General features: G+C 67.7%; 27 protein-coding genes. 22 read left to right on the forward strand and 5 right to left on the reverse strand.

Features of this window, described 5'->3' with window-relative positions; all coding sequences use genetic code 11:
• The first annotated feature begins 19 nt into the window (after positions 1–19).
• Positions 20–496 (forward strand): SsrA-binding protein SmpB, encoded by a 477-nt coding sequence (smpB, locus tag ACZZZN_RS04110; protein ID WP_201470220.1) that lies wholly within the window; start codon positions 20–22, stop codon positions 494–496.
• Here smpB and ACZZZN_RS04115 read toward each other — a convergent pair whose 3' ends face one another.
• From ACZZZN_RS04115 to lexA, 3 genes are all read right to left on the reverse strand, one after another.
• Positions 497–1,147, reverse strand: a complete 651-nt coding sequence (locus ACZZZN_RS04115) for a S9 family peptidase (RefSeq protein WP_463503946.1) — start codon at positions 1,145–1,147, stop codon at positions 497–499.
• Complete coding sequence (locus ACZZZN_RS04120) at positions 1,144–2,361, reverse strand: hypothetical protein (protein WP_463503947.1); 1,218 nt, start codon at positions 2,359–2,361, stop codon at positions 1,144–1,146. Before ACZZZN_RS04120 ends, ACZZZN_RS04115 begins: the two co-directional genes overlap by 4 nt.
• 77 nt (positions 2,362–2,438) lie before the next feature.
• The gene (gene lexA / locus ACZZZN_RS04125; protein ID WP_312172101.1) at positions 2,439–3,125 is read right to left on the reverse strand and encodes a transcriptional repressor LexA; all 687 of its coding nucleotides are present in this window, start codon (positions 3,123–3,125) and stop codon (positions 2,439–2,441) included.
• 280 nt (positions 3,126–3,405) lie between these two features.
• Here lexA and ACZZZN_RS04130 point away from each other — a divergent pair, with 280 nt between their 5' ends.
• From ACZZZN_RS04130 to hisH, 4 genes are all read left to right on the forward strand, one after another.
• A complete protein-coding gene (locus ACZZZN_RS04130) occupies positions 3,406–3,768 on the forward strand; it encodes a LysM peptidoglycan-binding domain-containing protein (RefSeq protein WP_463503948.1) in 363 nt (120 codons plus the stop codon).
• A gap of 71 nt (positions 3,769–3,839) precedes the next feature.
• Positions 3,840–4,925, forward strand: a complete 1,086-nt coding sequence (locus tag ACZZZN_RS04135) for a histidinol-phosphate transaminase (RefSeq protein WP_463503949.1) — start codon at positions 3,840–3,842, stop codon at positions 4,923–4,925.
• Positions 4,922–5,539, forward strand: a complete 618-nt coding sequence (hisB, locus tag ACZZZN_RS04140; RefSeq protein WP_463503950.1) for an imidazoleglycerol-phosphate dehydratase HisB — start codon at positions 4,922–4,924, stop codon at positions 5,537–5,539. The genes ACZZZN_RS04135 and hisB overlap by 4 nt, the downstream gene beginning before the upstream one ends.
• Positions 5,536–6,177 carry an imidazole glycerol phosphate synthase subunit HisH gene (hisH, locus tag ACZZZN_RS04145; protein WP_463503951.1) on the forward strand — a complete coding sequence of 214 codons (642 nt, stop codon included), beginning with the start codon at positions 5,536–5,538 and terminating at the stop codon, positions 6,175–6,177. The genes hisB and hisH overlap by 4 nt, the downstream gene beginning before the upstream one ends.
• Before the next feature lie 49 nt (positions 6,178–6,226).
• Here the strand turns inward: hisH and ACZZZN_RS04150 are convergent, their stop codons facing one another.
• Complete coding sequence (locus tag ACZZZN_RS04150; RefSeq protein ID WP_463503952.1) at positions 6,227–7,000, reverse strand: MinD/ParA family ATP-binding protein; 774 nt, start codon at positions 6,998–7,000, stop codon at positions 6,227–6,229.
• Positions 7,001–7,009: 9 nt separating this feature from the next.
• Between ACZZZN_RS04150 and ACZZZN_RS04155 the strand changes: the two genes are divergently transcribed.
• The 3 genes from ACZZZN_RS04155 (at position 7,010) to ACZZZN_RS04165 (ending at position 9,394) form a co-directional block, all read left to right on the forward strand.
• A complete protein-coding gene (locus ACZZZN_RS04155) occupies positions 7,010–7,132 on the forward strand; it encodes a hypothetical protein (RefSeq protein WP_463503953.1) in 123 nt (40 codons plus the stop codon).
• A 707-nt stretch (positions 7,133–7,839) separates the two neighbouring features.
• The gene (gene priA / locus ACZZZN_RS04160; RefSeq protein WP_463503954.1) at positions 7,840–8,586 is read left to right on the forward strand and encodes a bifunctional 1-(5-phosphoribosyl)-5-((5-phosphoribosylamino)methylideneamino)imidazole-4-carboxamide isomerase/phosphoribosylanthranilate isomerase PriA; all 747 of its coding nucleotides are present in this window, start codon (positions 7,840–7,842) and stop codon (positions 8,584–8,586) included.
• A complete protein-coding gene (locus tag ACZZZN_RS04165) occupies positions 8,570–9,394 on the forward strand; it encodes an SseB family protein (RefSeq protein WP_463503955.1) in 825 nt (274 codons plus the stop codon). The genes priA and ACZZZN_RS04165 overlap by 17 nt, the downstream gene beginning before the upstream one ends.
• Positions 9,395–9,576: 182 nt before the next feature.
• Here the strand turns inward: ACZZZN_RS04165 and ACZZZN_RS04170 are convergent, their stop codons facing one another.
• A complete protein-coding gene (locus tag ACZZZN_RS04170; protein ID WP_241796463.1) occupies positions 9,577–9,975 on the reverse strand; it encodes a DUF1844 domain-containing protein in 399 nt (132 codons plus the stop codon).
• Between the two features lie 232 nt (positions 9,976–10,207).
• On the opposite strand from ACZZZN_RS04170, the gene infC reads away from it, so the two are divergent.
• From infC to ACZZZN_RS04240, 14 genes are all read left to right on the forward strand, one after another.
• The gene (gene infC / locus ACZZZN_RS04175) at positions 10,208–10,858 is read left to right on the forward strand and encodes a translation initiation factor IF-3 (RefSeq protein WP_463506544.1); all 651 of its coding nucleotides are present in this window, start codon (positions 10,208–10,210) and stop codon (positions 10,856–10,858) included.
• 73 nt (positions 10,859–10,931) lie between these two features.
• A complete protein-coding gene (rpmI, locus tag ACZZZN_RS04180) occupies positions 10,932–11,126 on the forward strand; it encodes a 50S ribosomal protein L35 (protein ID WP_017828564.1) in 195 nt (64 codons plus the stop codon).
• 32 nt (positions 11,127–11,158) lie between these two features.
• Positions 11,159–11,545 carry a 50S ribosomal protein L20 gene (rplT, locus tag ACZZZN_RS04185; protein WP_045252681.1) on the forward strand — a complete coding sequence of 129 codons (387 nt, stop codon included), beginning with the start codon at positions 11,159–11,161 and terminating at the stop codon, positions 11,543–11,545.
• 101 nt (positions 11,546–11,646) lie between these two features.
• Positions 11,647–12,459: a TrmH family RNA methyltransferase gene (locus ACZZZN_RS04190; protein ID WP_463503956.1), complete on the forward strand. Its 813-nt coding sequence runs from the start codon at positions 11,647–11,649 to the stop codon at positions 12,457–12,459.
• Positions 12,460–12,567: 108 nt separating this feature from the next.
• Positions 12,568–13,236, forward strand: a complete 669-nt coding sequence (locus tag ACZZZN_RS04195; protein WP_463503957.1) for a response regulator transcription factor — start codon at positions 12,568–12,570, stop codon at positions 13,234–13,236.
• Positions 13,237–13,243: 7 nt separating this feature from the next.
• The gene (locus ACZZZN_RS04200; RefSeq protein WP_463503958.1) at positions 13,244–14,620 is read left to right on the forward strand and encodes a sensor histidine kinase; all 1,377 of its coding nucleotides are present in this window, start codon (positions 13,244–13,246) and stop codon (positions 14,618–14,620) included.
• A gap of 35 nt (positions 14,621–14,655) precedes the next feature.
• Positions 14,656–15,594, forward strand: a complete 939-nt coding sequence (locus tag ACZZZN_RS04205; protein WP_463503959.1) for a TAXI family TRAP transporter solute-binding subunit — start codon at positions 14,656–14,658, stop codon at positions 15,592–15,594.
• 352 nt (positions 15,595–15,946) lie between these two features.
• Positions 15,947–16,696, forward strand: a complete 750-nt coding sequence (locus ACZZZN_RS04210; RefSeq protein ID WP_463503960.1) for an amino acid ABC transporter ATP-binding protein — start codon at positions 15,947–15,949, stop codon at positions 16,694–16,696.
• A 65-nt stretch (positions 16,697–16,761) separates the two neighbouring features.
• Positions 16,762–17,667 (forward strand): glutamate ABC transporter substrate-binding protein, encoded by a 906-nt coding sequence (locus tag ACZZZN_RS04215; protein WP_463503961.1) that lies wholly within the window; start codon positions 16,762–16,764, stop codon positions 17,665–17,667.
• Between the two features lie 62 nt (positions 17,668–17,729).
• Entirely contained in the window at positions 17,730–18,377 is a 648-nt protein-coding gene (locus ACZZZN_RS04220; RefSeq protein WP_463503962.1) for an amino acid ABC transporter permease, read from the forward strand.
• A complete protein-coding gene (locus ACZZZN_RS04225) occupies positions 18,374–19,351 on the forward strand; it encodes an amino acid ABC transporter permease (RefSeq protein ID WP_463503963.1) in 978 nt (325 codons plus the stop codon). The genes ACZZZN_RS04220 and ACZZZN_RS04225 overlap by 4 nt, the downstream gene beginning before the upstream one ends.
• A gap of 49 nt (positions 19,352–19,400) precedes the next feature.
• On the forward strand, positions 19,401–20,441 hold the full coding sequence (gene pheS, locus ACZZZN_RS04230) for a phenylalanine--tRNA ligase subunit alpha (protein ID WP_463503964.1): 1,041 nt from the start codon (positions 19,401–19,403) through the stop codon (positions 20,439–20,441).
• Positions 20,441–22,945: a phenylalanine--tRNA ligase subunit beta gene (gene pheT, locus ACZZZN_RS04235; protein ID WP_463503965.1), complete on the forward strand. Its 2,505-nt coding sequence runs from the start codon at positions 20,441–20,443 to the stop codon at positions 22,943–22,945. Before pheS ends, pheT begins: the two co-directional genes overlap by 1 nt.
• A 135-nt stretch (positions 22,946–23,080) precedes the next feature.
• Positions 23,081–24,046, forward strand: coding sequence for an NAD-dependent epimerase/dehydratase family protein (locus ACZZZN_RS04240; protein WP_463503966.1), 966 nt, complete (start codon positions 23,081–23,083; stop codon positions 24,044–24,046).
• The last annotated feature ends 18 nt before the right edge of the window (positions 24,047–24,064 follow it).

The following is a 24,064-nucleotide window of genomic DNA, read 5'->3' on the forward strand; positions in this document are numbered from 1 at the left end:
CTACGCACAGGAGAGAATCATGCCCAGGGAACGCGGGGAGAAGGTCATCGCGACCAATCGTCGCGCACGTCACGACTACAACATCGAGAAGTCGTACGAGGCGGGGATGGTGCTCACCGGCACCGAGGTGAAGTCGTTGCGTCAGGGACGTGCGAATCTCAGCGACGGGTATGCGTTCGTCAAAGGCAACGAGGTGTTCCTCGATTCCGTGCACATCCCGGAGTACTCGCAGGGGCACTGGACGAACCACTCGGCCAAACGCATCCGCAAGCTGTTGCTGCACCGCGAGGAGATCGCCAAGCTGCAGCATGCCGTGTCCGCAGGCGGCTACACGCTGATCCCTCTCAAGCTGTACTTCTCCGACGGTCGCGCCAAGGTCGAGATCGCCCTCGCGAAGGGCAAGCGCGAGTTCGACAAGCGTCAGACTCTGCGCGAGCGGCAGGACACGCGCGAGGCAGAACGCGCCATGCGTCTGCGTAACCGCGTCGGGGAGTGATCAGTCTGCGGGAGTGAAGCCGAACACCCGCCCCAGAAAGGCGAGTTCGCGCTCGAGCGCGTCGATCATCGTCTCCGCCGAGCGGAACCCGTGCCCCTCCTCGGGGTACAGCACATACTCGTGATCGATGCCGCGGGCTGCGAGAGCATCGCGGATCGATTCCGACTGCGCGGCAGGCACGACCCGGTCGGTCCCGCCCTGCATCAGAAGCACCGGCACATCGATGCGATCGGCATGCGTGAGCGGTGACCGCTCGACGTACAGCGCCTCGGCCTCCGGCAGCGGACCCACGAGACCGTCGATGTACGAGGCCTCGAAGTCGTGGGTCTGCTCGACGAGCATCCGCAGGTCCGCGACACCGTATCGGCTGATGCCCGCGGTGAAGGTGCCGCCGCGCACGAGAGCGGACAGCACGGTCCAGCCGCCTGCGGAACCGCCGCGGATCGCGATGCGAGAAGGATCGGCGAGGCCGGCATCTGCGAGGCCTCGGGCGGCCGCGATCACATCGTCGACGTCGACCACGCCCCATTCGCCGTCGAGTCGTTCGCGGTATGCGCGTCCGTATCCCGTCGAGCCGCCGTAGTTCACATCGAGCACGCCGATCCCACGGCTCGTGAAGAACGCGATGGCGGTCGACGCTGCTCCGCTCACGTGCGCCGTGGGGCCCCCGTGCACGAACACGATGTAGGGGGAAGCTCGTGATCGGCGGGGGTCTCGTCGGGATTCGCAGGCGCGTACACGAACGCGTGGACCGGACCGTGCGAGCCCTCCACGACGATTGTCGACGCGGGTGGCATCCACGCGGGGTCGGAGGGGGCGCCCCCGGTCACTGCGGTGGTCGAGTGCGTGTCGACGTCGACGCACCACACGCCGGGCGCACCCGTCGAGCTGTTGCCCGATACCAGCACCCGCGTGCCGACGACGTCGTCGATGCTCACGTGCCCGTCTGCCGGGATCGCAAGGGTGCGTGCGTCGCGGTCGCCGTCGATCAGCACGACGCGGTCACGGCCTTCGGTGCGGACCGCGACGATCCTGCCGTCGGCGAGCGGACGATACCAGCGGTTGCCGAGCACCCAGAGCCCATAGCCGGTGTCGGCGGGTGGGTCGGTGAGCACGAGCGCCTCGGCCGGGCGGCGAGCGGTGATCCCGTCCAGTTCCTGTCGGTGCAGCGTCCAGCGCCCCGTGGCGTCGTCGGCATAGTGCAGCTCGTCGTCAGCGGTCCATTCGGGTTGCAGTGCGGCACGCGTCGGCAGCGTCGTCGTGCCGTCACCGTCGGAGACCCTGAGACTCGCGCTCTGCCAGGGCATCCGATCAGCTCGCCACTCGACCCATGCCACGCGGCTTCCGTCAGGCGACAGTGCAGGATGCGCGTAGAAGTCCGGTCCTTCGACGACTGTGAGGAGGCGGTCGGGGTCGTCGCCGGCCGATCCGTCGAGAGGAATCTCGACGATCGCCCGCGCGTGGGGCTCGGATTCGAGATCCTCGCGAACCGCGAACAGTCGGCCGTCGACGAGACGGAGGCCGCCGTAGGCCGGTCCCGACGGGGTCAGCGGCAGCAGGGGGCCTCCCCGCGGCATCCGCCGGACCCTCTGATCCGAGCCGTCGACGAAGTACAGGGTGCCCTCGTCATCCGCTGCCCATGCGCCGCCGCCGTACTCATGCACCCGAGACCGCGCGCTCCACGGACCGGGGAGCATCATCTCGCCGGTCGAACTGCGCACCGTGACACGTCCGCGCTCGTCCGGAATCGACTCGCCCCACCAGATCTCTTCACCGACGAATGCCGCACCGTCGATACGCGGGGACGAGGCGGCGACGGATGCCGGGGAGAACGGTGAGGACCAGGAACCGAAAGGCGACGACATGCTTCGACCCTATGACGAAAGGGACGCTGCGTGACGGCGCCGGTCCTGGCAGGGCGTCCCTGTGCGCGGAACCGAGATCAGACTGCGCGCAGCACGGCGACGATCTTGCCGAGGATGACCGCCTCGTCGCCGAGGATCGGCTCGAACGCCGAGTTGCGGGGCAGCAACCAGGTGTGACCGTCGCGCCGGCGAAGGACCTTCACCGTCGCCTCGCCATCGAGCATCGCGGCGACGATCTCGCCGTTCTCCGCGCTGCCCTGCGAGCGCACGACCACCCAGTCGCCGTCGCAGATCGCTGCGTCGATCATCGACTCGCCGGACACCTTGAGCATGAAGAGGTCGCCCTTGCCGACGAGCTGGCGGGGGAGCGGGAAGATCTCCTCGACCTGCTGATCGGCGGTGATCGGCACGCCGGCGGCGATCCGCCCCACGAGCGGGACCAGCGCGGCATCGCCGACGGGGGTCGCGACATCGGCGGGGTTCTCGCCACTCGTTCCGGGAAGGTCGATGAGCACCTCCATCGCACGCGTCTTGCCCGGATCGCGTCGCAGGTAGCCGCTGAGTTCGAGCTGACCGAGCTGATGGGTCACGCTCGACAGGGACTTGAGCCCGACGGCATCGCCGATCTCCCGCATGCTCGGCGGATAGCCGTAGCGGCTGATCGAGGTCTGGATGACCTCGAGGATCGCCATCTGCTTGGGACTCAGGCTCTTCCGGCGACGGGTGCGCGGAGCCTCGGACTCGGTGGCGGCGTTGTCGCTCATGATGCTCCTCAGGTGTGGACCCGGCGTCTCGGTTCGAATGTCGGTGGCCCGTGATGGGGTGTTGCTATCGAAACCGTATCCGAGAAAAGCGCGGATGGGGAATATCTGTTCGAGCGTGTCTGTTGATTCGCGGTGCGGGTTTCGAAGAACTCTTGACAGATGTTCGAATTCGAAGATACCTTCGGAACGTAGCTTCGCATTCCCGGCTCCCGGCCGAGTCGCGAATGCGAACGCTACGCCAACTTCACCGCCCAGTGCGGAAGTAGCAGAGGAGCACGACATGAGCACCATCACCTTCAGTACTGCAGCGATCGCCCCGGCAATGCCGGCGACCCGCCTTCGGCTGACGGCGCGCGGTCGCCGGGTCGTGCTGGCTCTGGCTGCGGTGCCGCTCGCGGCGGGGATCGCCTTCGGGGCGCTCAGCGGTGGCAGCGCAATGGCTTCCAACGACGCAGCCGCGACCGCTTCCTTCGAGACGGTCACCGTGATGCCGGGGGACACACTGTGGTCGATCGCCGAGAGCGTCGCACCGAAGGCTGACCCGCGCGAGGTCATCGGTGAGATCACCAGGCTCAACGTTCTGCAGGGTGCGGCGCTGCAGATCGGCGACGAGCTGGCCATCCCGGCACAGTTCTCCGAGTGATCAGCGGTCCCGGCATATCTCGGGCGTCACGCTGAGCGACCGTCGTCACCATGCGGCCTACCATGGGAAGGGTGACTGCATCACTCGCCGACCTGCCCCTTCGTGACGACCTCCGTGGACTCACTCCGTATGGCGCACCACAGGCTCCGCTTCCCATCGCGCTGAATGTCAATGAGAACACGCATCCCGTGCCGGATGCCGTGGCAAGCGACATCCTCGACGACATCGCCGTCGCGCTGCGCGATGTGAACCGCTATCCCGACCGGGAGTTCACGACGCTGCGTGAGTCATTCGCGCGCTACCTCGGCCACGGCCTCGCACCCGAGCAGATCTGGGCGGGCAACGGATCGAACGAGGTGCTGCAGCACATCATGCAGGCGTTCGGCGGTCCTGGCCGCACCGCTTTCGGCTTCGCCCCGACCTACTCGATGTACCCACTGATCGCGCAGGGAACGGGGGCACGCTGGATCGCCGGTACCCGCCAGCCCGATTACACGATCACACCGGATGAGGCCGCCGCGCAGGTCACTGACGCAGATCCCGACGTGATCCTGCTCTGCTCGCCGAACAACCCCACGGGCACGCCCCTGGGGCTCGACGTCGTCGAAGCGGTCTATGAGGCGTCTCGGGGCATCGTGATCGTCGACGAGGCGTATCAGGAGTTCGCACCACGAGACGCTGTCTCCGCGCTGACCCTGATCGACGGACGACCTCGTCTCGCGGTGTCGCGCACGATGAGCAAGGCCTTCGCGTTCGCGGGCGCCAGGGTCGGCTATCTCGCTGCCGACCCGGCGTTCATCGACGCGCTGCGTCTGGTGCGCCTGCCGTACCACCTCAGCGCTCTCACTCAGGCGGCGGCGGTCGCTGCGCTGCGCAACTCCGATGTGATGCTGGGAATGGTCGACGAGATCGTCGAGCAGCGCGATCGCATCTCCGCGACCCTCGAGGCGCTCGGATACACCCCGCACGAGTCGTGGTCGAACTTCGTGCTCTTCGGGGGAGTCTCCGACCCGAAGAAGGTGTGGCAGCAGTTGTACGACCGCGGAGTGCTGGTGCGTGACGTCGGCATCCCCGGTCATCTGCGCGTGACGGCGGGAACCGAGGGTGAGACCACCGCGTTCCTCGACGCCCTCGCCTCGATAGGATCGGCTTCATGAGCAGCACCACCCACACCCCGCGCACCGCGTCACGCGTGCGCAGCACGTCGGAGTCCACGGTCGAACTCGAGGTGAACCTCGACGGCACCGGTGCGAGTCACATCGACACCTCGGTGCCGTTCTTCGACCACATGCTGACGGCGTTCGCGAAGCACTCGCTCACCGATCTGACGGTGCGTGCCTCCGGCGACACGCAGATCGACGCGCACCACACCGTCGAAGACATCTCGATCGTGCTCGGCCAGGCGATCCGAGAGGCATTGGGCGACAAATCCGGCATCTCACGCTACGGCGACGCCCTCGTCCCGCTCGACGAGGCTCTGGCGCAAGCCGTCGTCGACATCTCTGGCCGCCCGTACCTCGTGCACACCGGTGAGCCGGTCGGCTTCGAGCACCACCTCATCGGCGGTCACTTCACGGGTTCCCTCGTGCGTCACTCCTTCGAGGCCATCACCTTCAACGCCGGACTCACGGTGCACGTGCGTGTGCTCGGCGGGCGCGACCCGCACCACATCGCCGAGGCCGAGTACAAGGCGTTCGCACGTGCGTTCCGCCAGGCCAAGGCTCTCGACCCGCTGGTCGACGGCATTCCGTCGACCAAGGGTGCACTGTGAGTACAGCTCCTCGGGTAGCCGTCTTCGACTACGAGTCCGGCAACGTCCACTCGGCGGTGAAGGCTCTCGTCGCGGCGGGGGCGGATGCCGTGCTCACGCGCGATCGCAAGGAGGCGCTCGAGGCCGATGGGCTCGTGGTCCCCGGCGTGGGTGCCTTCCAGGCCGTCCGTGATGCGCTGCGCGCGCACGGCGGTGACGAGATCATCGATCGGCGGCTCGCCGGTGGGCGCCCTGTCCTCGGCATCTGCGTCGGAATGCAGGTGCTCTTCACGCATGGCGTCGAGCGCGGCCACGACTCGGAGGGCCTCGGCGAATGGCCGGGAGCGGTCACCGAGCTGAATGCGCCTGTGCTGCCGCACATGGGCTGGAACACCGTCGAACCCGGCGCCGACTCGGTGCTCTTCAAGGGGATCGAGAACGAGCGCTTCTACTTCGTGCACTCCTATGCGGCGCAGTCCTGGGAACTCGACGTCATCCCGCCGTTCCCGCAGCCCGTGCTGACGTGGACGACGTATGGCGATCCGTTCCTCGCGGCCGTCGAGAACGGTCCGCTCTCGGCGACGCAGTTCCATCCGGAGAAGTCCGGTGAGGCCGGCATCCGACTGCTGCGCAACTGGGTCGACAGCCTGCGCGCCTGATCCGACGGGCGTCGCCGCCGCACCATCGCTGCGTGCAACGCGCCCGCTGTCAGAAGCCGCGGGCCACGGCGGCGGCGGCCGAGAGCCATGCCTGCTGCGCAGGCTCTGCGAGCGCGCGCAGTCGCAGGTGTCCGTCGACCATCTCCCGATCGAACGGGATGGGCACGACCTCGCGTGCCAATGAGCTGTACCCGCCGACGACGTCGGCGACGTCGCCGGGAGTCGCCTTCGGATCCGCCTGGCTGACGATCACCACCGACTCCTGGGCGAGTCGCGCCGAGCGCTCGTCGCGATCTTCGAGGGCCTCCAGCAGCAGGGCGCCCGCTTCGGCATGATCGTCGCGCGTCGTGGTGGCCACGACGAGCTGATCGGCGAGGTCGATCATGCGCAGCCACATCGGGTCCGACTCGTCGTTCCCCGAATCGATGATGATCAGGCGGTAGAACTTGGCGGCGACGGCGTGGATCGAATCCACGTCAGCAGGGCTGAGTCGATTCTCGTGCGCCAGCCGGATGGGCTTCGACCGGAGCACGTCGTACTTCTCCTGCGGCTGGTGATGCACGTAGTGGGCGAGATCGGCGGACTGTCCCTGGGCGCCGAGCAGATGCTGCGTCTGGGGCAGCAGCTCCAGCAGGGTTCGATCATGCGCGCCGGTCTCGGTGCGCCAGCCCAGAGTGCCGCGTGTCTGGTTGTTGTCCCAGGCGAGGACGCCCGCTCCTCCGTATTGGGCGAAGACGGCCGAGAGCAGCACCGTGGCGGGGGTCTTTCCCGCGCCGCCCTTGCCGTTGACCACTGCGACCGTGCGCGGTCCCGGCCAGTGCATGCTGACGGCATGCTCATCGTCGCGGATGGCGCGTTCTCGTGCATTCGGGCCGAGCGAGAATCCCACGCGATTGAGGAATCCGCGCCCGCCGCGGCGTGCGGGTTCCTCTCGGCGCTCCTGCTGGAGGAATGACGGGCGTTCGACCCCCTGTTCGCGCTGCAGTCGACGTGACGAGGGCGAGGAAGAAGGCGGGGGAGACGAGACGGCGGGGGGAGACGAGACAGAGGGCGGAGAGACGGAGGGGCGCGGCGAGGGCGCTGGGGTGCGCGCAGTCGAAGACGCGTCAGAAGACGAAGAAGGCGCCATCGAACTGCGCGGTGCTTCGTCGCTCGTCGGGTGCGCGATCGCTGTGGGCGTCGTCTGAGGCAGCGGGGGCAGCAATGACGCGGCCTCGGCGGGGGCCACACCGGCGGGTGGCGGCGGTGTGTCGGGTCGCGGAGGCACCGGCGGAATCGTGCGTGCCGCAGATGCCGCCGCGCGGGTCGTGGGAGCCGGTGGCGTCGCGGGGGTCTGCCTCGGCGACGGGACGGAGTCGCCTCGGTCCGGTGTGAGGTCGGGCGCCGCAGGGAGGACCGAAGCGTCCGGCATCGGCGGCACGGGCGCGACGATCTCCGGAGCCTCGGGAGGCATCGGGTTCCCCCGCCGAAGGGGGCCACCGCCTCGGGGTTCCGCATCGCGCACCATGGGGCATCTCCTCACCGACCGGACAGCTGTGTCTTCGAGGCTACCGCGTGGTGCCCGGTGTTCTCTGCGGTCATCGGTTTGGAGCGGGCGGATGCGCGGGCTAATGTCGACTCTCGTGCCGACGAATCGGCCCTCCCATCTCACCTGAGGACGTCATGAACGACTTCGCGCAGTCTCCCGCTCTCACCCTCCTCCCCGCCGTCGACGTCGCCGGCGGAAAGGCGGTCCGGCTCACCCAGGGTGAGGCGGGAACCGAGACGAACTACGGGGACCCGCTCGACGCGGCCGGCGAGTGGGTCGCGCAGGGCGCGGAGTGGATCCATCTCGTCGACCTCGATGCGGCGTTCGGGCGTGGCAGCAACACCGCGATCCTCCGCAAGGTCATCAAGCAGTTCAAGAACGTGAACGTCGAGCTCTCGGGCGGCATCCGTGACGATGCGACGCTCGAAGCCGCGCTCGAGAGCGGCGCGACGCGCATCAACCTCGGCACTGCTGCGCTCGAGAACCCGGAATGGGCGGCCGATGTGATCGGGCGCTACGGTGAGGCGATCGCCGTGGGCCTCGACGTGCGCGGCACGACACTCGCAGCCCGTGGCTGGACCAAGGACGGCGGCGACCTCTGGGAGGTCCTTGACCGCCTGGAGGATGCCGGGTGCAGCCGATACGTCGTCACCGACGTCACGAAGGACGGCACGCTCAAGGGGCCGAACCTCGAGCTGCTGCGTGAGATGACCTCCCGCACGCCGAAGCCCGTGGTCGCTTCCGGCGGGATCTCGAGCCTCGACGACATCGCCGCCCTGCGCGAACTGGTTCCGCTCGGTGTCGAGGGAGCGATCGTCGGCAAGGCGCTCTACGCCGGCGCGTTCACGCTGGCTGAGGCACTGGATGTCGCAGGGCACTGACGACGCCTGCGGGCACGGCGCCCACGATCGTGGCTCGCACGAATCCGCCGCGGCGAACCACGGTGACTCCGCCGGCGTGCCCTGGGAAGGACGCAGCTTCGACGCGAACCCTCACGCGGGGGACGACGGTTCGGCGGATCCCGCGCTCCTCGACGCTCTTCTCCGGTTCCGGGCGGGTGAGGGCGCTCAGGCCGAGGTCGTGGATGCGTTCCGCACTGCTCGGGTGCTGATCCCGCTCATCGCCGAGAAGGGTGAAGAGGGTGTGGCACCCAGCGGCCTCGCAGTGGACAAGACGCAGGAGCTGTCGATAGTGACGGTGGCTGCTCCCGACGGTCGTCGCGTGCAGCCGGTGTTCTCGTCCGTCGACGCGATGCGGCGATGGGATGCGACAGCTCGCCCGATCCCGGTCGAGGCGCTGCGCGCCGCCCTCGCAGCATCCGCGGAGGACACCGACCTCATCGTGCTCGACCCGACGTCAGACACGGAGTTCGTCTTCCGCCGCCCCGCAGTGTGGGCGATCGCCCAGGGGCTTGCGTGGGAGCCGAGCTTCCTCTCTCCCGAGGTCTTCACCGCTCTGCAGGAGAGCATCGCGCACGAGCTCGCGGTGATCGACGTGGCGGTCGCTGCAGGAGATCCCGATGCGCGACTGCGGGGGCCAGAGCTGATCGTCGTGCTCGAACTCGTCGACGGCCTCGAACGCGAGGTGCTCGACGCGGTGCTCTCGCGTCTGGCTCAGCGCTGGGCGGCCGATGACCGCATCGCCGTGCTCGCCGACTCGCTCACCGTGAAGCTTCGCCGCTCGCCCTGATCCACCCCCCGCTCCACCGCAGAGGTCAACGCGCGGCGACGAAGGCCGGCCCGACGCGAGGGCGCAGGGATGGTCTTCTCGCGCAAATCGGGAGGGGCCCACGAAGTGGGAGGGTCCCCGCTCTTTGCGCGAGAAGACCATCCCGGAGCCCGGACCCAAGTGGGGCCGGGCTCCGAAGCTGTCTAGTTGACCGGCCCCGTCCATTTCTCGCCCGGGCCCTTGCCGATCGGGTCGGGGATGGTGGATGCCTCGCGGAACGCGAGCTGCAGGGAACGGAGTCCGTCGCGGAGCGACCGCGCGTGCATGTCGCTGATCTCGGGCGCTCCGGCGGTGATGAGCCCTGCCAGGGCGTTGATGAGCTTGCGCGCCTCGTCGAGGTCGAGCTGTTCGGCGGCCTTCGGGTCGTCCGCGAGCCCGAGCTTGACCGCTGCGGCGCTCATCAGGTGCACGGCTGCCGTCGTGATCACCTCGACGGCGGGAACATCTGCGATGTCCCTGGTGGCGGACGACGCCGCTTCCTCCTGCCGCGCCCAGCGCTCTTCGCGCTCGCGTGCTGCCTCGTCCGATGCCTGGTTCGTCACTTCGCCTTGCCTTCTGTTAGACTGTGTCGGGCTCCGGAGCGTCATGCTCCGGTACGAAAGAGGATTCACTTCCCACCCGCGCTTGCCGTTCCAGGCTACCGGGTCTTGCACTCCACCGGATCGCGTCGTCAGATGCATCCGGCAGGTAGGGTGCGGAGCCGGCGTCTGACAGCCGGTGGGTGGGGGACGATTCTGATTTCGCCCGGGATGCCGACAGCATCCTGGTGGCTGAATCCCATCGTCTAAGGAGTTACGCATCAGCGATCCCCGCACCAATGAGCGCATCCGCGTCCCCGAGGTCCGCCTCGTCGGCCCCGCGGGTGAGCAGATCGGCGTCGTCCGCATCGAGGCGGCGCTGCGCCTCGCGCAGGAAGCCGACCTCGACCTCGTCGAGGTCGCACCCAACTCGAAGCCGCCCGTGGTCAAGATCATGGACTACGGCAAGTTCAAGTACGAAGCCGCCCAGAAGGAGAAGGAAGCTCGCCGCAACCAGGCGAACACCATTCTCAAAGAGGTCCGCTTCCGCCTGAAGATCGAGGCGCACGACTACACGACGAAGCTCAAGCGCGCCGAGGGCTTCCTCAAGGCCGGCGACAAGGTGAAGGCCATGATCCTGTTCCGCGGTCGCGAGCAGTCGCGTCCTGAGCAGGGCGTTCGTCTGTTGCGCAAGTTCGCAGAAGACGTCGCGGAGCTCGGCACCGTCGAGTCGAACCCGACGATCGACGGTCGCAACATGGTCATGATCGTGGCTCCGCTCAAGAGCAAGTCCGAGGCCAAGCAGGAGCAGAACGCAGTTCGCGACGCGCAGCGCGCAGCGAACAAGCAGGCTGCCCGCGAAGCCAAGAGCGACACGGACGTGCCGGCCGAGGCCGCAGCGGAGTAACTCCCGCCCCACAGACTCCCGCACCGCGGGTTGACACCGTCGCCTGAGAAGGCGCCATACGAAGGAAGAGAAGATGCCGAAGCAGAAGACCCACTCGGGTGCTAAGAAGCGCTTCAAGATCACCGGCAGCGGCAAGCTGAAGAAGCAGCAGGCCGGCATGCGCCACAACCTCGAGCACAAGTCGAGCCGTCGCACCCGCCGCCTCAACCAGGACCAGGTGCTGTCGAAGGCTGACACCAAGGTCGCCAAGAAGCTTCTCGGTCGCTGAGCGCCCGAACGCAGGAATAGGAACACAGGAAAATGGCAAGAGTCAAGCGGGCGGTAAACGCCCACAAGAAGCGTCGGGTCATCCTCGAGCGCGCCTCCGGCTACCGCGGTCAGCGTTCGCGCCTCTACCGCAAGGCCAAGGAACAGGTCATCCACTCCCTGGTCTACTCGTACCGGGACCGTCGCAAGCGCAAGGGTGACTTCCGTCGCCTGTGGATCCAGCGCATCAACGCGGCTGCACGCCAGAACGGCATCACGTACAACCGCTTCATCCAGGGCCTCGGCCTCGCGGGCGTGACTGTCGACCGCCGTATGCTCGCTGACCTCGCGGTCAACGACGCAGCGACGTTCACGACTCTCGTCGAGACGGCGAAGAAGGCTCTGCCCTCTGACGTCAATGCTCCGAAGTCGGCCGCGTAAGCAGCTCTTCACGCAGAGGGCGCTCTCCTTCGGGAGGGCGCCCTCTCGCGTTCCCCCGCCCGGTGCGCAGCAGGACGGCTGCGGAACTCTAGACTGTGATCGTGCTGGAGAACCCCCGCTCCCCCCGAGTCCGTTCCGTCGCCAAGCTGACCAAGCGCAGCGCGCGCGCGGAGACAGGCCTGTACCTTCTCGAAGGTCCGCAGGCAGTACGCGAAGCGCTCACCTACAGTCCTGAGGCGATCGTCGAGCTCTTCGCGACGCCGACCGGCTGGGAGAAGCATCCCGACATCCGAGCCAAGGCGACGGATGCCGCTGTCGACGTCGAGTACGTCACCGAGTACGTGCTCAACGCGATGGCCGACACGGTGACGCCGCAGGGCCTGGTCGCCGTCGTTCGACAGACCCCGACATCGGTGCGCGACATCTTCGCAGCGTCTCCGCGCCTCGTCGCGATCTGCGAGGAGATCAGGGACCCCGGCAATCTCGGCACGATCATCCGTGCCGCCGATGCTGCGGGGGCGGATGCGGTGATCCTCACCGGACGAACCGTCGATCCGTACAACCCCAAGGTCGTGCGTGCCACGACGGGATCACTGTTCCACCTGCCCGTGTCCGTCGGCGCGGAGTTGCCCGACGTCATCGAGAAGGCGCACGCCGCCGGGCTCCGCATCCTCGCAGCCGACGTCAAGGGCGACGACCTGCTGAAGGCGCGGGCCGAAGGAGTGCTCGCCGAGCCCACCGGATGGTTGTTCGGCAACGAGGCCCGTGGTCTCGAGGACGATGCGCTGGAACTCGCCGACCGGGTGCTCAGGCTCCCGATCTTCGGTCGCGCGGAGTCGCTGAACCTCGCCACCGCCGCGAGTGTGTGCCTGTACGAGAGCGCGTTCGCTCAGAGGGCCGCCGCGCAGGGCTGAGTCCGTCGCTCGCCACGACCCGGGCGCTTCGAACCGGGCGGTCCGGTCCGCGGCTTCTGCGCTGGTAGGTTTGTCCCCTGCGCCAGCAGGAGAAGGGGACCGGAGTCGATGCGGATTCTGATCGTGGAAGACGACGAGCGCGTCGCCGCGGCACTCGATGCTTTCCTCGTACGTTCCGGATACGCGACCGCACGCGCCGCAGACGGTTCTGCTGCTCTGCAGATGATCGGCGCTGACACCGAGGTGGTGCTCCTCGACCTCGGTCTTCCCGATGTGGACGGGATCGATCTCTGCCGCCGCATCCGAGGGCGCAGTGACGTGCCGATCGTGATCGTCACCGCGCGGAACCAGGTGACCGAGCGGATCAAGGGCCTGCGCGCGGGTGCCGACGACTTCGTCGTCAAGCCGTATGACGTGCATGAGCTGCTGGCGCGCATCGAGGCGGTGACGCGTCGATCCCGGCCGGTGCGGCCCGAGACCGAGGCGAGTGTGATCCTGCACGGCGGCGCCGTGGAGATCGATCTCGCGGGGCGTCAGGTGCTCGTGGACCGGTCGCCGATCGAGTTGACGCGCAAGGAGTTCGACATCGTGGCCGTGCTCGCACGCTATCCCGGGGTGGCTGTGCCCAAGGAGCGCCTGATCCGTGAGGTGTGGAACACGGACTGGCGAGGATTCGGGCATTCGCTCGAGGTGCACGTCGGGGCGATCCGCAAGAAGACCGGGCAGCGCGGGGTCATCGAGACCGTGCGCGGCGTCGGCTATCGACTGGCGGGATGACACCGTCATGCGCAGGCGCCTGATCGTCGTCTTCCTCGTGCCACTCGTGGCGATCCTCGTGTCGCTGGGTGGCGCCGCGGCATGGAGCGCGACACGCAGCATTCAGCAGGCGTTCTACACACAGCAGCTGGGCGATCTCGGATACTTCGTCACCAGCGCGCGTCAGGCGCTGCGGTCGGGGAGCCCCACCGTCATCGACGCGGAAGTGCAGCGCTTCGGAGAGGTGTACGGCATCGACGTGGTCGTCTTCGACCTCTCGGGTGCGGCCTGGGCGACGGGTGGTGGTGACTCGGAAGTGCTTCTCGACGATCAGGCTGCGCGCGTCGGCCTCGCGCTCTCCGGGCGTCGCGCCGAGCCTCCGGCTCCCGTGCTGCCGTGGAGTGCGACACGGTCCGCCGTCGTCGAACCCGTCTTCGATGACGGAGACGTCATCGGCGCTGTGATGGTGTCGGCCGACGTCGAGGCCCCGAAGACCCAGATCGTCCAGCAGATCCTCCTTCTCTCGTCGGTGGCGATGCTGTCGATCGTCGTCGGCGTCCTGCTGGTCTTCCGCCTGGCACGATGGGTGCTCGCGCCCGTCCGGCGGCTTGACGAGGCGATGGTGGCCATCGAACGCGGCGCGATGGACACGCGTGTGGCGGAGGACACCGGACCGCCGGAACTGCGTCGCATGACACGGGTCTTCAACGGCATGGCCGACGAGATCGAACGGGTCATGACCCGCCAGCAGGAGTTCGCGGTGAACGCCTCGCACGAGCTGCGCAACCCGTTGAACGCACTCCTGCTGCGGGTCGAGCATCTCGCCACCGGGCTGGGGCAGGACTGGACGCACGACATCGAGGAGACACGCGAAGAAGGGCGGCGTATGACACGCATCCTCGAGACGCTGCTCGGTCTCGCTCGAGGCGGTCGCCCCGACTCGACCATCTCGGCCGTCGACCTCACCACGCTCGCTTCCCGTCGGGTGGATGCCTGGCACGAGGTCGCGGCGCAGCAGGGCATCACCATCACGATGAGGGGAAGCGCACCCGTGATGAGCGTGACCGACAGGACGATCGTGGAAAGTGCTGTGGACGCCGTCATCGACAACGCCGTGAAGTACTCGCCGGCCGACTCGGCCATCGAGGTCGAGACCGCCCGCTCCGAATCCCTGTGCCTGCTCAGGGTGAGGGATCAGGGGCCCGGACTCGCGGTGGACGCGGCGGCAGCGGCGACAGGGAGGTTCTGGCGGGGTGACGACGTCTCCGACAAGCCGGGATCGGGACTGGGTCTCGCCATCGCGACGGACCTTCTCGAGGTCATCGGTGGCGGGCTGAGCGTGGATTCCCCCGAGGACGGTGGACTGATCGTCACGCTCGTGCTGCCGGACGGAGCTGCGGAGTGATCGCGGTGAGACGATCGACCCTGTTCAGACGGCTGATGGCGACGATGCTCGCAGCGAGCCTCGCCGCCTCGATGACCGCGTGCGCGACCCGCTCGGACGAGTGGACGGCGGGCGATCACACGGTCGCCGGGGGAGGAGCCGACGGCGTCTACTTCGCATACGGTTCGAGTCTCGCCGACGAGCTTTCGGCGAGAATCGGTGTGCAGGTCTCAGCAGAGGAGACCGCGGGATCGGTCGACAACCTGCTCAGGGTCGACTCGGGGGAGGCACTCGTCGGATTCGCTCAGGGTGACGCGGCAGCGGATGCCGTCGCAGGAGCGGGAGCCTTCGACGAGCCGCTCGCCGTCGAGGCCGTCGCGCGGCTGTACGACGAGTATCTGCACATCGTCGTCCGGGGGGAATCGGACATCCGCGACATCGCCGATCTCTCGGGTCGCGCCGTCTCTCTGGGCGCGGAGAACTCCGGTGTCAACGTGATCGCCGGTCGAGTGCTGGAGGCGGCAGATGTCGACGTCGCCTCCCTCGATGACCGGAGGCTGGATCTCGCCGAGTCGATCGACGCTCTGGAACGGTCCGAGATCGATGCGTTCTTCTGGGTCGGAGGAATCCCGACCCCCGGCATCGCGACTCTCTCTGAGGAGGTGCCAGTGCGGTTGCTCCCCGTCGAACAGAGCTGGGTCGACGAGGTCAACCGGCGACACTCCGATGCGTATCGTTCGTCAGACCTTCCCATCGGACTCTATGGGCTGGGGGAATCGGTGACCACGCTGGCGGTGCCGAACTATCTCGTGACCTCGGCGGCGACTCCTCGGGGAGTGGTCAGAGATGTCGTGGCAGGTCTGTTCGACGCGCGCACCAGCATCGCGCAGAGCGTGCCGATGGCTGCGCTGCTCGATCGAACGCAGGCGATCTTCACCGGTCCTGTCCCTCTTCACCCCGGAGCCGTCGACTACTACCGCGATCAACGGGACTGACCGCTCAAGAAATCCTCAAGAAGCTCTCGCTGCGGCCGCGCGCTCTGCCAATGTGGGGATCGATCGCAGAAGATTCGACGGAGAATTCAGATGCCACAGAGCTCGCGCCCTTCATGCAGGCGAGTGCTCGGCTCTTCGCTCGGCTCGGACGGCGATCGCATCCGATCGGAGGCTTGTCGTCCCGTATCCCTCGGGGGAGGAGCGAGACGGCAGGAACGCCCCCACGGTTCGCGGGGGCGGACCGTGGGGCACTCCCTTTTCGGACGCCACCCTCTTGTACCCGCCATTACGAACGTGTAAATCTCGAAGAGTCTGCCTGGAGGCGATCCGATCGCCTGGGTAGTTTGGAGCAATGATGACCTCTGGTGAACCCCTCGTCGTGGTGGACAACGTGCAGAAGCACTACGGCGACTTCCAGGCGCTGACCGATATCGACCTGACGGTCAACGCGGGGGAGGTGGTCGTCGTGATCGGCCCGTCGGGCTCGGGCAAGTCGACCCTCTGCCGCACGATCAACCGTCTCGAGACGATCACGAGCGGCACGATCAGCATCGACGGCAAGGCGCTTCCGGCCGAGGGCAAGGGGCTCGCGCACCTTCGTGCCGACGTCGGGATGGTCTTCCAGTCGTTCAACCTCTTCGCGCACCTCACGATCCTCGAGAACATCACACTCGGTCCGATCAAGGTACGAGGGCTGAAGAAGGCGGATGCCGAGAAGGAGGCGATGCTGCTCCTCGATCGCGTCGGCGTCGCCCAGCAGGCCTCGAAGCTGCCCGCCCAGCTCTCCGGAGGGCAGCAGCAGCGTGTGGCCATCGCCCGCGCTCTCGCCATGCAGCCCAAGGTGATGCTCTTCGACGAGCCCACCAGCGCGCTCGACCCGGAGATGATCAACGAGGTCCTCGACGTGATGGTCGAGCTCGCGCGAGACGGCATGACGATGATCGTCGTCACCCATGAGATGGGCTTCGCGCGAAAGGCAGCCAACCGCGTCGTCTTCATGGCCGACGGACGCATCGTCGAGGAGGCGACTCCCGAGGAGTTCTTCACGAACCCGAAGAGCGACCGCGCCAAGGACTTCCTCTCGAAGCTGCTCACGCACTGACAGAGGGATCGCCCTCCCCACGACTCATACAGACCTTGCACACACAGCACACGAAGGAGACGCACATGCGACGCACACGGACACTGGCAGGAATCGGGATCGCAACAGCAGCGCTGCTCGCCCTGACCGCCTGCAACAGCGGAAGCCCGTCCAACCCCGGCGGAGGCACCGGCGGCGACGAGGGCGGCGAGGACTCGACGTGGTTCGAGGTCGCCAGCGACGTGGAGCTCGAGGGCAGCCCGACGTTCGACACCATCCAGGATCGCGACAAGGTGATCATCGGCGTCAAGGAGGACCAGCCGGGTCTCGGCTACCTCGACGTCACGACCGACGAGCGCACCGGCTTCGACGTCGACATCGCGCGCTGGATCGCAGCCTCGCTCGGCTACGACGAGGACAAGATCGAGTTCAAGGCGATCGCCTCGGCCAACCGCGAGCAGGCGATCGTGAACGGCGACATCGACTACTACGTCGGCACGTACTCGATCACCGACAAGCGCAAGGAGCAGATCGCGTTCGCCGGCCCGTACTTCATCACGGGTCAGGGACTGCTCGTGGGCACCGACAGCGAGATCGAGAGCGAGGCCGACCTCGGCCCCGACACCACGGTGTGCTCGGCCACCGGCTCAACACCGATCCAGAACATCCGGACCAACTACCCGGAGGTTCCCACCAAGGAATTCGACCTCTACTCGGCCTGTGTCGAGGCGCTGCTCTCGGGTGAGGTCCAGGCGGTCACCACCGACCAGGCGATCCTGATCGGCTACGCAGCTCAGGACCCCGACAACCTCATGGTCGTCGGAGAGCCCTTCACGGAGGAGCGCTATGGCGTCGGCCTCGCGAAGGACGACGCCGCGCTGCAGGAGCACATCAACACGCTGTTCACCGACGGCGGTGACATCTGGCAGGCGATCTTCGACGCGAACCTCGGATCGTCGGGCATCGAAGTCAGCCAGCCCGCAGTCGACTGATCTACCCGAGGGGGCGGCCCATCCGAGCCGCCCCCTCCTCACACCATGAAGGGGAGGGCGGCGTGGACGTCATCTTCGGCAACACCGATCTCTGGGGAAGAGCGCTCGGGAACACCCTGATGATCTTCTTCGGCGGCGCGGTGCTCGCGCTCGTCATCGGGATCATCGTCGGGGCCATGCGCGTCTCGCCCATCCCCATCGCCCGCGGCGTGGGCACGGTCTACGTCAACCTGATCCGCAACACCCCGCTGACCCTCGTCTTCTTCTTCTTCATCTTCGGTTACCCCCAGCTCGGGATGCCGAAGTTGAGCACCACGGTGCTCGGCATCCTCGCGATCGGCATCTACACGGCCACCTATGTCGCTGAAGTCCTCCGGGCCGGCATCAACACGGTCCCGGTCGGACAGGCCGAGGCGGCCCGTGCCATCGGGCTGCCGTTCGGCCAGGTGATGACCCTCGTCGTGCTTCCACAGGCGTTCCGATCGGTCGTGCCGCCGATGATGAGCGTGTTCATCGCGTTGCTCAAGAACACCACCGTCGCCGCAGGCTTCTCGATCCTCGAGCTCGGCGCCATCCGCTCCTACCTCAGCGAGCGCGGGGAGAACGCCCTCGTGGTCCTGCTGTGGGTGGCCGCCATCTTCGTCGCCCTGGTCCTGCTGCTCAGCTGGCTGCAGCGATATCTCGAGAACAAGTGGAGGATCGCGCGATGACTTCCGTCCTGTACGACGTCCCCGGCCCCAAGGCGATCCTGCGCAACCGATTCCTCGGTGTGGGGACGGTCGTCGTGGTGCTCCTTCTGCTCGGATTCATCGGCTACCGGTTCTACGAGAGCGGCCAGTTCGACGCCTCTCGGTGGTACGTGTTCACCTTCAGCGCCGTCTGGGAGCAGATCCTCGAGGCGCTCGGGCGCACTCTCGCCGCGTTCGCGGCAGCCGGTCTGCTCAGCCTGATCGTCGGGTTCGTCCTCGCGATCGGCCGCCTGTCGGACCACGCCTGGGTGCGGGTTCCCGTGACGGTCATCACCGAGGTCTTCCGTGCCGTTCCGGTGCTGGTGCTGATGATGCTGCTGTACTACGGTCTGCCGGTCATCGGGGTCAAGATGGATCCGTACTGGGCCGTCGTCCTCGCGCTGATGGCCTACAACGGTTCCGTGCTCGCCGAGGTGCTGCGCGCCGGCGTCGAATCGCTGCCCCGCGGTCAGAAGGAGGCGGGCTACGCGATCGGTCTGCGCAAGAGCGGAGTGATGAGCCTGATCCTGCTGCCGCAGGCGATCAGAGCGATGCTTCCCGTGATCGTGGCGCAGCTCGTCGTCACCCTCAAGGACACCGCGCTCGGGTTCATCATCACGTACCCCGAGCTGCTCTACTTCGCGAAGCAGCTCACCTCGCAGCAGGGACGCCCGGTGCTGCAGTCGGCGTTCGTGATCGGCGGCATCTACATCATCATGTGCCTGATCCTCTCGGGGATCGCGCGCTACGTCGAGATCAGCACGAGGCGCTCGCCCAAGGTCCAGGCGATCCGCGGCGCCGGGGACCCCCGCCAGCACGGCGACGGCACCGACACCGAGCTCATCACCCTGCAGCGCGGCGGTAGCGGTCTCAGCGGCGGTATCGGAGGCGGTGGCCTCGCGGACGGCACCGGCGCGGGTGGCACCGGCGGCGGAGACGGATCGGGCACGAACTGATGTCTGACCGGCGCGGGGCGACAGCCTCGCGCCGGTAGACTCCTTTCTCGTGTCTGAGTCACTCGAAATCACCCCCGAAGCGGTCGAAGCCGCTGTCGCTGCGGCGCTCGACGCCATCGCCGCGGCACGCGACACCGCTGAGTTGAAGACGGCCCGCGCCGCGCATGTTGCGGAGGGATCGCCGTTGGCGGTCCTCAACGCGTCGATGCGTCAGGTGGCGCCCGAGAACAAAGCGGCCTTCGGCAAGCTGGTCGGGCAGGGTCGCGGTCAGGTGACCAAGGCGCTGGCGACCAAAGAGGCTGAACTCGCTGCAGCGGAGGTCGAAGCCCGCCTCGAAGCCGAGCGTGTCGACATCACCGCTGTCCCGTCCCGCACGCGCGTCGGCGCCCGGCATCCGCTCACCCTGCTCAGCGAGCAGATCTCCGACATCTTCGTCGGCATGGGGTGGGAGATCGCCGAGGGGCCCGAGCTCGAGCACGAGTGGTTCAACTTCGACGCGTTGAACTTCGACGTCGATCACCCCGCTCGTCAGGAGCAGGACACCTTCTACGTCGACCCGGCATCACGCCACCTCGTGATGCGCACGCACACGAGCCCCGTCCAGGTGCGCTCCATGCTCGACCGCGAGCTTCCGATCTACGTGCTCTGCCCGGGGCGCGTCTATCGCACCGATGAGTTCGACGCCACGCACCTGCCGGTGTTCACACAGTTCGAGGGACTGGTGATCGACAAGGGCATCTCGATGGCGCACCTCAAGGGCACCCTCGACCATGTCGCCCGTCAGCTCTTCGGGCCCGAGGCGAAGACGCGTTTCCGCACGAACTTCTTCCCCTTCACCGAGCCGTCGGCCGAACTCGACCTGTGGCACCCGACCTTCAAGGGCGGCGCGCGCTGGATCGAGTGGGGTGGCTGCGGCATGGTCAACCCCAACGTCCTGCGGGCAGCGGGCATCGACCCCGATGTCTACAGCGGGTTCGCCTTCGGCATGGGCGTCGAGCGCGCGCTCATGTTCCGCAGCGATGTCCAGGACATGCGCGACATGGCCGAGGGCGATGTCCGATTCAGCGAGCAGTACGGGATGGTGGTGTGATGCGCGTCCCGCTTTCGTGGTTGCGTGAATACGTGGATCTGGCGGCCGACGCGTCGCCCGAAGACGTCTTCGAGGCGATGGTCTCCGTCGGCTTCGAGGAGGAGGACCTCCACGGCTTCGAGGTCGAAGGTCCCGTAGTGGTGGGCCAGGTCGTCTCCCTCGAGCCGGAGCCCCAGTCGAACGGCAAGACCATCAACTGGTGCCAGGTCGACGTCGGCGAGGAGCATGGGGGTGTCCGCGGCATCGTCTGCGGTGCCCACAACTTCGTCGTGGGCGACAAGGTCGTCGTCACTCTGCCCGGTGCCGTGCTGCCCGGACCCTTCCCGATCGCGGCCCGCAAGACCTATGGGCACGTGTCCGACGGCATGATCGCCTCTGCGCGTGAACTCGGTCTCGGCGACGAGCACAACGGCATCCTGGTCCTGTCGCAGCTGGGGATCGACGCCCCCGTGGGAACCGACGCGATCGCCCTGCTCGGCCTCGACGACGTGGCCGTCGAGATCAACGTCACGCCCGACCGCGGCTACGCGTTCTCGCTGCGCGGCGTGGCTCGCGAGTACTCGCACGCCACGGGCGCGACCTTCCGTGACCCCGCCGAGCGCGACTTCGCCGAACTGCAGCCCGGATCCGGCCACACGGCGATCGTCGACGACTCAGCACCCGTCCGTGGCCGGATTGGCGCGAGCGAGTTCGTCACCCGCGTCGTGCGCGGGGTCGATCCCGCGCGTCCGACCCCGCCGTGGATGATCGCACGACTCTCGCTCGCCGGCATGCGCTCGCTCGGCATCCTGATCGACATCACGAACTATGTGATGCTCGAACTCGGGCAGCCGCTGCACGGATACGACCTCGACCGGCTCACCGGCGGCATCACGGTGCGACGGGCGACTCCCGGAGAGAAGATGACGACCCTCGACGGACAGGAGCGCACGCTCCACGTCGAGGACCTGCTCATCACCGACGACTCGGGTCCGATCGGCCTCGCCGGTGTCATGGGCGGCGGCACGACCGAGATGAGCGAGACGACGAGGAACGTGCTGATCGAGGCGGCGACATTCGATCCCGTGACGATCGCCCGCACCGCTCGCCGTCACAAGCTTCCCAGCGAGGCGTCCAAGCGGTTCGAGCGTGGCGTCGACCCGCTCATCCCCTTCGTCGCGGCGCGTCGCGCGGCCGACCTGATGGTCGAGCTCGCAGGCGGCGCACTCACCGACGAGGGTGGTGCGCTGTTCACCGAAGTCTTCGTCGCCGACATCGAGCTGCCGAGCGGCTTCGTCCAGGGACTCATCGGCGTCGATTACACGGACGCCGAGATCGAGAGCGCGCTCACGATGATCGGAGCCGATGTCGCGGAGACGGATGCCGGCTGGACCGTGATCCCGCCGACCTGGCGTCCCGACCTCACCGACAGGTGGTCGCTCGCCGAGGAGGTCGCCCGCATCCACGGACTCGACCGCATCCCCTCGGTGCTGCCGACCCCGCCGTCAGGGCGCGGTCTGACGCCGCACCAGCAGGGGCGCCGCCGCGTCGCGAACGCTCTCGCAGCCGCCGGCTTCGTCGAGACGCCGTCCTTCCCGTTCACGACCGAGGCTGAGAACGATCGTCATGGTTCGGCATCGGGCGAGCACCTGCCGAGCATCCGCCTCGCCAACGCGCTCGACGGATCCGCGCCTTTCCTCCGTCGCTCGCTGATCCCGGGTCTGCTGCAGATCGCGCACCGCAACATCTCGCGAGGGCTCACCGATCTGGCGCTGTTCGAGACCGGAGTGGTCTTCCTGCCGGAGCCCGGGGTCGAGTACGGCACCGACGATGTCCCTCCGCTCGGCGTCCGACCGTCCGATGAGACTCTCGCCGAGCTGAACGCGTCGATCCCGCCGCAGAACCGCCACGTCGCGGCGCTGCTGACGGGAAATGTGAGCTCCCGTCAGCCTGGCCGTGACGCCGAGCCTTCCGGACTCTCCGAGGCGCTCGACGCGGTGCGTGTGATCGGAGCGGCCGCGGGCGTCGACATCGATATCGCACAGGGGGAGCGCTCTGCACTGCATCCGGGACGCACCGGTGTGCTCAGCGTCGGCGAGGTCGAGGTCGGGTACCTCGGCGAACTGCATCCTGACGTCGCAGCCGGTGCGGACCTGCCCGGTCGCGCCACGGTGATCGAGGTCGACCTCGACGGCATCCTCGCGCTGGCCGGTCAGCGTGCGGTCGCCGCATCGCTGTCGACGTTCCCGGCGGCCACGCAGGACGTGTCGCTGGTGCTCGGCGCCGATGTGCCCGCGGGCGACGTCCGCGCCGCTCTCGAGGAGGGATCCGGCGCGCTGCTCGAGGCCGTCCGTCTGGTCGACGACTATCGCGGTGAGGGCGTCGCAGACGGCGAGAAGAGCCTCACCTTCGCGCTTCGATTCCGTGCCGATGATCGCACGCTCACCGCGGCGGAGGCCACCGCGGCGAAGCTTGCCGGAGTCGCCGTCGCCGCGGAGCGCTTCGGCGCGACACTGCGCGACTGATCCACCCGCACGCGAGCCGCATCCCGGGCTGGGATGCGGTTCGCGGACGCGAGTTCTGGACCGTCCCGGGGAGGCCCTCCTCCGCCGTAAGCGGAACGCCTTCCCGTTTCACGCCGATGCTGATGGCATGGGCGCATGACTGATGTGTTGATCCTCGGCGGAACGGGCTGGTTGTCGGGACGTATCGCTCGCAGGATGTTGCTGAACGGTGCCACCGTGATGTGCCTCGCGCGCGGCGAACGCCCCTCGCCCGAGGGCGCCAGCCTGGTGCTGTCTGATCGTGATGATCCGCGCGCCTACGACGCGGTGGCGGAGCGCGACTGGGATCACGTGATCGATGTCTCATCGAACTCCGGGCACGTCGAGGCAGCGGTGGCCGCGCTCGGCGCGAGGGCCGCTCGATGGACCTTCGTCTCGTCGGTGTCGGTGTATTCCGACGATGCGACGATCGGCGCCGACGAGACGGCTCCTCTGCATGCGCCGGCGCGACCGGGTGACGAGTATGACTACGGTGCGCAGAAGGTGGCCGCGGAGCATGCGGTGCGCACGCTCGGTGACCGAGCGCTGATCGTGCGACCGGGGTTGATCGTCGGCGGCGGAGACCCGAGCGATCGATTCGGCTACTGGGCGGCGGCCTTTCTGCGCGCAGAGGATGCTCGCGTGCTGCTCCCGCGCACCGAGGGGCGCAGCGTGCAGGTGATCGACGTCGACGATCTGGCGGAGTTCATCGTCACGACGTCTGCGACCGGCGTGATCGACGCGATCGGCGACCGATACCCTTTCGACGAGGTTCTCGCGACCGTCCGGCGGAGCGTCGGGCACCGCGGCGACACGGTGACGGCCGACGACGCGTGGCTGGTCGAGAACGGCGTCGCGTACTGGGCGGGGGAGCGCTCGCTGCCCCTCTGGCTGCCCGCTGAGATGACCGGCTTCATGACTCGTGCCAACGCGCGCTACCGCAACGCAGGGGGCGCGCTGCGAACGCTCGACGACATCGTCGCGAGCGTCGTGCTGGACGAACAGGACCGAGGCGTCGATCGTGACCGTCGAGCGGGTCTGACCCGCGCCGACGAACTCGCGCTGCTTCAGCTGCTCGGCTGAGAGACGGTCGTCGCTAGA

Source organism: Microbacterium sp. AC145 (assembly GCF_979258505.1).